This is a genomic window from Pseudomonas sp. GW821-FHT04D07 (assembly GCF_059420225.1).
Window position 1 is genome coordinate 1 of sequence record NZ_JBWKTH010000056.1, and the last position, 6,300, is coordinate 6,300.

Genomic DNA, 6,300 nt, shown 5'->3' on the forward strand with positions numbered 1-6,300 from the left:
ATTTATTGGGCGCTGTAAACGCTGGGCTGGCTACTGTCAGAAATGACAGTTCGGAGGGGTAAAAGGGGGCCGCTGGTCGGATTGACGAGCAGGGCGCGTTACGCGCAAGCGCAACCCGTTGGTGTGTGATTTCCAGCCTCTTGTTGGCTGGCTGCTAAGCTTTGTGTGAAGCGATTCCAGACGGCGTCATTGTATTTGAATAGCCGTCAAGATTTACGACCTCGGTTTGATCGCTAACCTTTGACGCAGTGTGATGTCGACATTCGGCATCTCGCCTTCAACAGACATAGTCAATTCACTCAAAGTTTGCGTTTGGGAAAATTTATCATGCTAGACGACTACACCACATTCGATAACTACAACTGGAATGGATGGGCGACGGGATCCGGAACAATAGAGCGTGGAGAACTGGTAGAGGAGGAAGTAAAAATTCTCAATATATACTGGGCCGGCCTGGTAGACATGGGGACCGTTAGTAATTTCGAACCGGCGCTCAAGAAAGTATTTGACATCGAACCGAGCAACCATATTTTCATGATTGATTACCAATACCGTATCCGCAAAGCGCCAGACCCGGGCCAGCACTTCCTCATCGCAGTCACCACCCCCATGCATCAACTCTTCCGGCTCAACACGTTCGTCGACAGCGATACGCCGATCAACCAGTGGCTGGATGCAAAAACCTCCGGCTCTACCTTTTTCATTAATTCGAAGGAAATTTGGATCGGTCTGTGGCGTAACGTCGGCACCATCAATCCGCCGCAGTGGGCAATCGAATTTGACAATATCAGGGTAAAAGAAAGAGCGTGACGGAGAGTTTCCGCGCCTAGAGGCTGAAATCGCTTAAATATCCCATTACAAATAGACAATGCCAGTCAGTTAAACTGACTGGCATTAGGCTCTTGGCGGTGCTTTTTATAAGAGATTCCCCCATTGATGAGCGAACTAGCTCAGCCCTACAACGAGCGCCACCGTAGGAAAAGGTGCCCCCTGATCCTTTAGTGTGCCCTCCGCACCGTTGTTCAGATTTTTCACATAGTAGTATCGGAAGACTCCCCCCGATGCCTGCTCTCTTGACCAATAATTATTGAAACCCATTGGCCAGCTATTGCCGTAGGTAGCATAGATTTCTCGCAACTCACCCATGGAAGGCAAGCGCATGCCCCTGCCCGCGGCGGTACTGCTGGCCCCGGACCAGGAGTTTGAACCCAGCCCTTCACAGACAATGACCCCGGTCACCGTGACGGTATAACTTTTCGATTGGCCGGCACTGTCCTGCGCGGTAATGGTGGTCCAACCATTTCGGCGCACGGTGACCAGACCATCGCCATTGACCACGGCGACCCCGGGAACGCTGGACGTGTAGGTATAACCGGGCTGGCCACCAGAGGCGCGATGGTGCACCGAGGTGCCAGCCCCGAAAGCCGGCAGGTGCGGATACCCCTGCAACATGTACACCTTGCCACTCAAGGTGACCGGCGAGGTATTGAACACCAGGGCGGACAGCACGGTAAAACTGCGTACGGCTGAATCCGGTACTCCGCTGCCATACAGTGCCCGCACTTTCATCGGGTGGCTGCCCTGCGCCAGTCCGCTCAGTTCCTTGCTCCACTCGCCATTGTTGCCGGCCTTGGCATCGCCCTTGTCGTCGGAGTTGTCGAGGATCTTCACGCTCTGGCCGATGCTCGCCTGCCCCGTCAGGGTCACGCGGGTGTCGGTGGTGGAGCCGTTCGGCGGGATCTCAGCACCGGCGCTGTTCCTGATCAAGGTGATGCTCGGTGGCACGACGGCGGTGACGGTGAAGGCCTTCGCCGCCGACTCCTGGCCGTTGCCATACAGCGCCTTGGCCTTGAGGTTGTAGCCCTTGGGGCTGAGGTTACCAAGGGGGGTGCTCCAGTTCGTGCCGACGGAGGGAATAGAGACCGGGTTGCCAATGTCGCTGTTGCCGTCCCGCAGTTGGATACTTTGCCCGCTGCTGCCAGTCCCCGTGACGGTCACGCTGGTTTCGACGGTTATCCCGCCGACAACCGAGCCCTTGCTATCGCGAATATCGGTGAGGGTCGGGACCATGGCGTTGGTCACGAAGAAGGCCTTCGCCGCTGATTCCTGGCCGCTGCCATAGAGCGCCTTGGCCTTGATGTTGTACCCCTTGACACTCAGCCCCGTGAGCTGGGTGTTCCAGGCCGTGCCATTGACGGGAATGCTGAACGGGTTGCCGATGGGGGCATTGCCATCCATCAGCTGGATCTCTTGCCCGCTGCTGCCGGTACCGGTGATGAAGACAGTGGTCTCGATGGTGGTCGCGCCGACAATCGAGCCTTTGCTGTCGCGGATATCGGTGAGCGTCGGGACGATTTCGGCGGTGACTTTAAAGGTCCGGGCCGCGGAGAATTCGCCGCTGCCGTAGATCGCCTGGGCCTTGAGGCTGTGGTCGCCCTGGTTCAGCGGGCTGATGTCCAGCGTCCAGTCGCCATCGTCGTTGGCGCGTGCCCGGCCGAAGGAGGTCGTGGTGTTGTCGAAGATCTCCACCTCCTGCCTGGCACTGGCCCTGCCGCCGAGGCTCAGGCGGGTGTCGACGGTGGTCTCGCCGTTGCCGACCTCCCCCCTGGAATCGCGCACCGAAGCGATGGTGGGGACGTTCAAGGCGGTGACGGTAAAGGTCCGGGGCGGGGAGACGGCGCCATTATCGTAGAGGACCTTGGCGGTGAGGCTGTGGTCGGTCACGCTCAACCCACTGAGCACCAGGTTCCAGTTACCCGCATTGTCGGCTTTCGTGTTGCCCATGGGGACCGTGGTGTTGTCGAAGATCTGCACCTCTTGCAGGGCACTGGCCCGGCCGGTGAGGGTCACGCTGGTGTCGACGGTGGTGTCGCCGTTGTTGACCTCGCCCCGGGAGTCCCGCACCGAGGTGATGGCGGGCGCCACCAGGGCGGTGATGGTAAAGGTCCGCGCCGTGGAGACCTCGCCATTGCCATAGAGGGCCTTGGCGGTGAGGCTGTGGGCGCTCACGCCCAGTCCACTGACGACCCGGGTCCAGTCGCCCGTGGCATTGGCGGTCGCGGTGCCCAGGGACGCCGTGGTGTTGTCGAAGATCTCCACATCATGAAAGGCACTGGCCTTGCCGATCAGGGTCACGCGGGTGTCGACGATGGTGTCGCCGTTGTTCACTTCACCCTGGGAGTCGGTGACGGAACTGATGCTCGGCCTGACCAGGGCCTCGGCACTGAAGGTCCGCGGGTCCGAGACATTGCCGCTGCCGTCCCGGGCCTGGGCGGTGATGCGATAAGACTTGGGGACCAAACCGTTCAGGGGAAAGGTCCAACTACCATTCAGGAGGACGGTGGCGGTGCCCACCGAGTTGAGACCGTCGAAAAGTTCGAGGGTTGACTCGGGTGTGGCGATGCCGCTCAGCGTTACGCTGCTGTCGACTGTCATGCCGCCCTCGTTGATCTCGCCCCAACTGTCCGCGACCCGCTGGATCACCGGTACCACCCAGTCATGCCGGGTCTTGAAGGTGTACAGGCCGCGGGGAAACTCAAGGGCATAGAACTCGTCGCTTTCACCGGTGAAAATCACTTTGCAGATGACCGCCAGCGGCGTGTCATGCCCGAGTTTTTCCAGCTCGCTTCTGAGTACCGACTCAGTCAACCCGCTGGCGGCTTGGGCATCGGAGATAACCACGCCCGCGAGCAGCGAAATGGGATAAGTCGCGCCGCTGTCGGTCTGGCCTTCAAGGCTCAGCCAGACCTTTTGCCCGGCGGCGCTAAATGGCCATTTGGCCACCGTGACTTGCGCGTTGCCGGTAAAGGTCGCCAGGTTCAGCACCCGGTTGACCGGGTCGGCCTGGGTGATCTGCGGGCGTGGCAACTGGGTTTGCGGATCGCGGAAGGCGGTGATGGTCAGGGACCGGCTCTCGGAGATAAAAGAAAACCCCTTGTGATCGACGGTATAGTCCACCAGCACCGTGCGGTCGATATTGGCCCCGACGATGGCCGGATCCAGCTTGAAGTCGACGCTGCGGCTGGGGCTGCCTGGCTGTTCTTGATCATCGGACGAGCCGGGCCCCGGGGTACCCTGCCAGTTCAGGTGGATCAGGTGGGGCGTGTCCATGCTTTCATAGCTAACCCGCACCGTGGGACCGTTGAGCGCATCCAGCGGATCGAGCACACCGTTCGGTGCTTCAAGGACATCCGGTGGCGGCAGCTCGCCGAGCAATTCGCCGATCAGCAGGTCCAGCACCGCGGAATAACTGTATTGTCCGGTGGCGCTGCGCTTGAGCGTATAGCGAACCTTGACGATGCTGTTGATATTGGCTTCGACCAGTTCGCGGGCGATCCTGAAGTTCACCGGCTCACCGGCGCTCACGGTGGTGATCGGCAGCGAGTCGCTGGCGCTGCCGCCGGCGGGGTTGCCGAGCCAGTAGTAGGTCATTAGATCGCCGGGTGCCGTTCCAAGGTAGTCCACGCGCAAGGTCACCGGACCGGTGACCGCTTCATGATCGAGGACATCGTCCGGTGCCTCGATGACCCGGGGTTTGGGCAGGTCGGCCTGGATCGCCTGGACCTTGACCGGCAGGTGATCGGACTCCTTCACGCCGTACAGCGCCACATCGTCCCGGGAGACCCGGTAGAACAGATCCAGGGTGCCGTTGTTCAGCGCAATGATGTGTTCGCCGTCTACCGGTATCTTGACGGGACTGCCGACTTCACCCGCCGTGACGGGGTGCCCTTGTTCGTGCGGGTAAGGATCGTTGGTGGCGGTGGTACCCATCCAGACCATATCGATCAAGTCGCCATTGGCCATGCCCGGGTATACCGGTATCTGTACGATGGCCCAGGGCTGGGTGGGCTCGAGGATATCGCCAATCAATTCGAGGATGGTCGGCGCCGGCAGGAAATACGGGTCGCCTTGCACATAGGCAAAGGCATGCTTGGACGACAGGGGCGGATCGCCATTGGCCTTGTCCAGCTTGTACCAGACGTCGCCCGAGCCCTTGGCGATGGCGCGGATCTCGGCATTGGGAATCTTGAACTCTTCGACTTTGGGCAGGCTGGTGAGTACTCGGCTCTGGGTGTTGATCAGCGGGCTGCCGATCGCGGGAGTGCCGGTCCAGATCATGGTCAGGGTGTCATTCAGATTGAAATCGGGCCCTGAGACGTAGATCTGGACGGTCACATCCTCTTTGCCCAGCAGTTCCAGATCGATCACTCCAGCGCTGTTCGTGTCCTTGATGATCGGCGGGTCCAGGCGCCAGGCACCGGCGTCAACCGCGACATAGGTTCTTTGCGAGTAGCGGCTGGAAGCATTCCAGACTTCGTCGAACACTTCGTAGTGCACCAGCAGCTCATTGCTGTCACCGCCGGAGAGAATGGTGTCCTGGTCGATCATAAAGGTGATGGGATCGGTGCTGTTGGCTTCGTCCTCGGTGATCAGCCGACGGACAAAGGTGCTGCCCCACTTCAGTTGGATGGTGTCGCGCACGGTCCGAAACGGATAGTTTTCGATCTTCAGCGGTACGCCCCGGGCGGCCCATTCGGCATCAACCAGGTCCAGCTCCGGTGGCAGTCCGGGCTTTTTCAGGTTCGAATGACCGATAGGGTCATTGGGAGCACCGTCCCGCCCGCCCGGGAGTTCGAGCTTGACCAACAGACGCAGGGCGGCTGAGTCCAGGGGAGGACTCGCGTCAGCAGCGAACAAGCGATAGAAGACCTTTTCGACCCAACCGGAAACAATGTGCTCTCTGGGCAGAAACAGGGAGATACGCTGATTGATATCCTCGGCCCGAACGGTGATATCCCCGACCTTGAGAGCGTCCCAGTACACCTCGAGCTGGTCGCCTTCGAGCATGTTCATGTTGTAGGGATCTATCTGGCACAGCAGGGGGTTTTCGTACATCTTGAGATTCATCCCGCCATCGCCCCCCACGACCGGTTTGCTCATGCCTGACAGCATCAGCGGGTACATGGCTTGAGGACGGTTTTCGAGGTCGCGCGGTGGGAACAGGAAGGGGCTGAAGAGGCTCATGGAGCGGAAGGCGTTCATGGTCGTATCCTTGCCAGGCCAATGGCTTGGAGATGAGGGCAGAAGGACCTCGTATGCGCGCATCAATTCGACTGCTGGACCTGAAGGTGGCGTGTACCAGGGTGTGGGGAGATGGCGTTATTTGATGCCTTGGGGTGGGTCTTGGCTACTGTCAGAAATGACAGGTCGAGGGGGGCGACCGGCACCGTTTGTCGGATAGCCTGTTCGACCTGTCATTTCTGACAGTAGGCAGCCCAGCGTTTACAGCGCCCAATAAAC

Annotated in this window: 2 protein-coding genes; one reads left to right on the forward strand and one right to left on the reverse strand. The window is 59.8% G+C overall.

Going from position 1 to position 6,300, the window contains the following annotated elements:
* The first annotated feature begins 327 nt into the window (after positions 1–327).
* On the forward strand, positions 328–810 hold the full coding sequence (locus AC07T0_RS31570; RefSeq protein ID WP_495004850.1) for a hypothetical protein: 483 nt from the start codon (positions 328–330) through the stop codon (positions 808–810).
* Positions 811–945: 135 nt separating this feature from the next.
* Here AC07T0_RS31570 and AC07T0_RS31575 read toward each other — a convergent pair whose 3' ends face one another.
* A complete protein-coding gene (locus tag AC07T0_RS31575; protein WP_495004851.1) occupies positions 946–6,042 on the reverse strand; it encodes an immunoglobulin-like domain-containing protein in 5,097 nt (1,698 codons plus the stop codon).
* Positions 6,043–6,300: the final 258 nt, after the last annotated feature.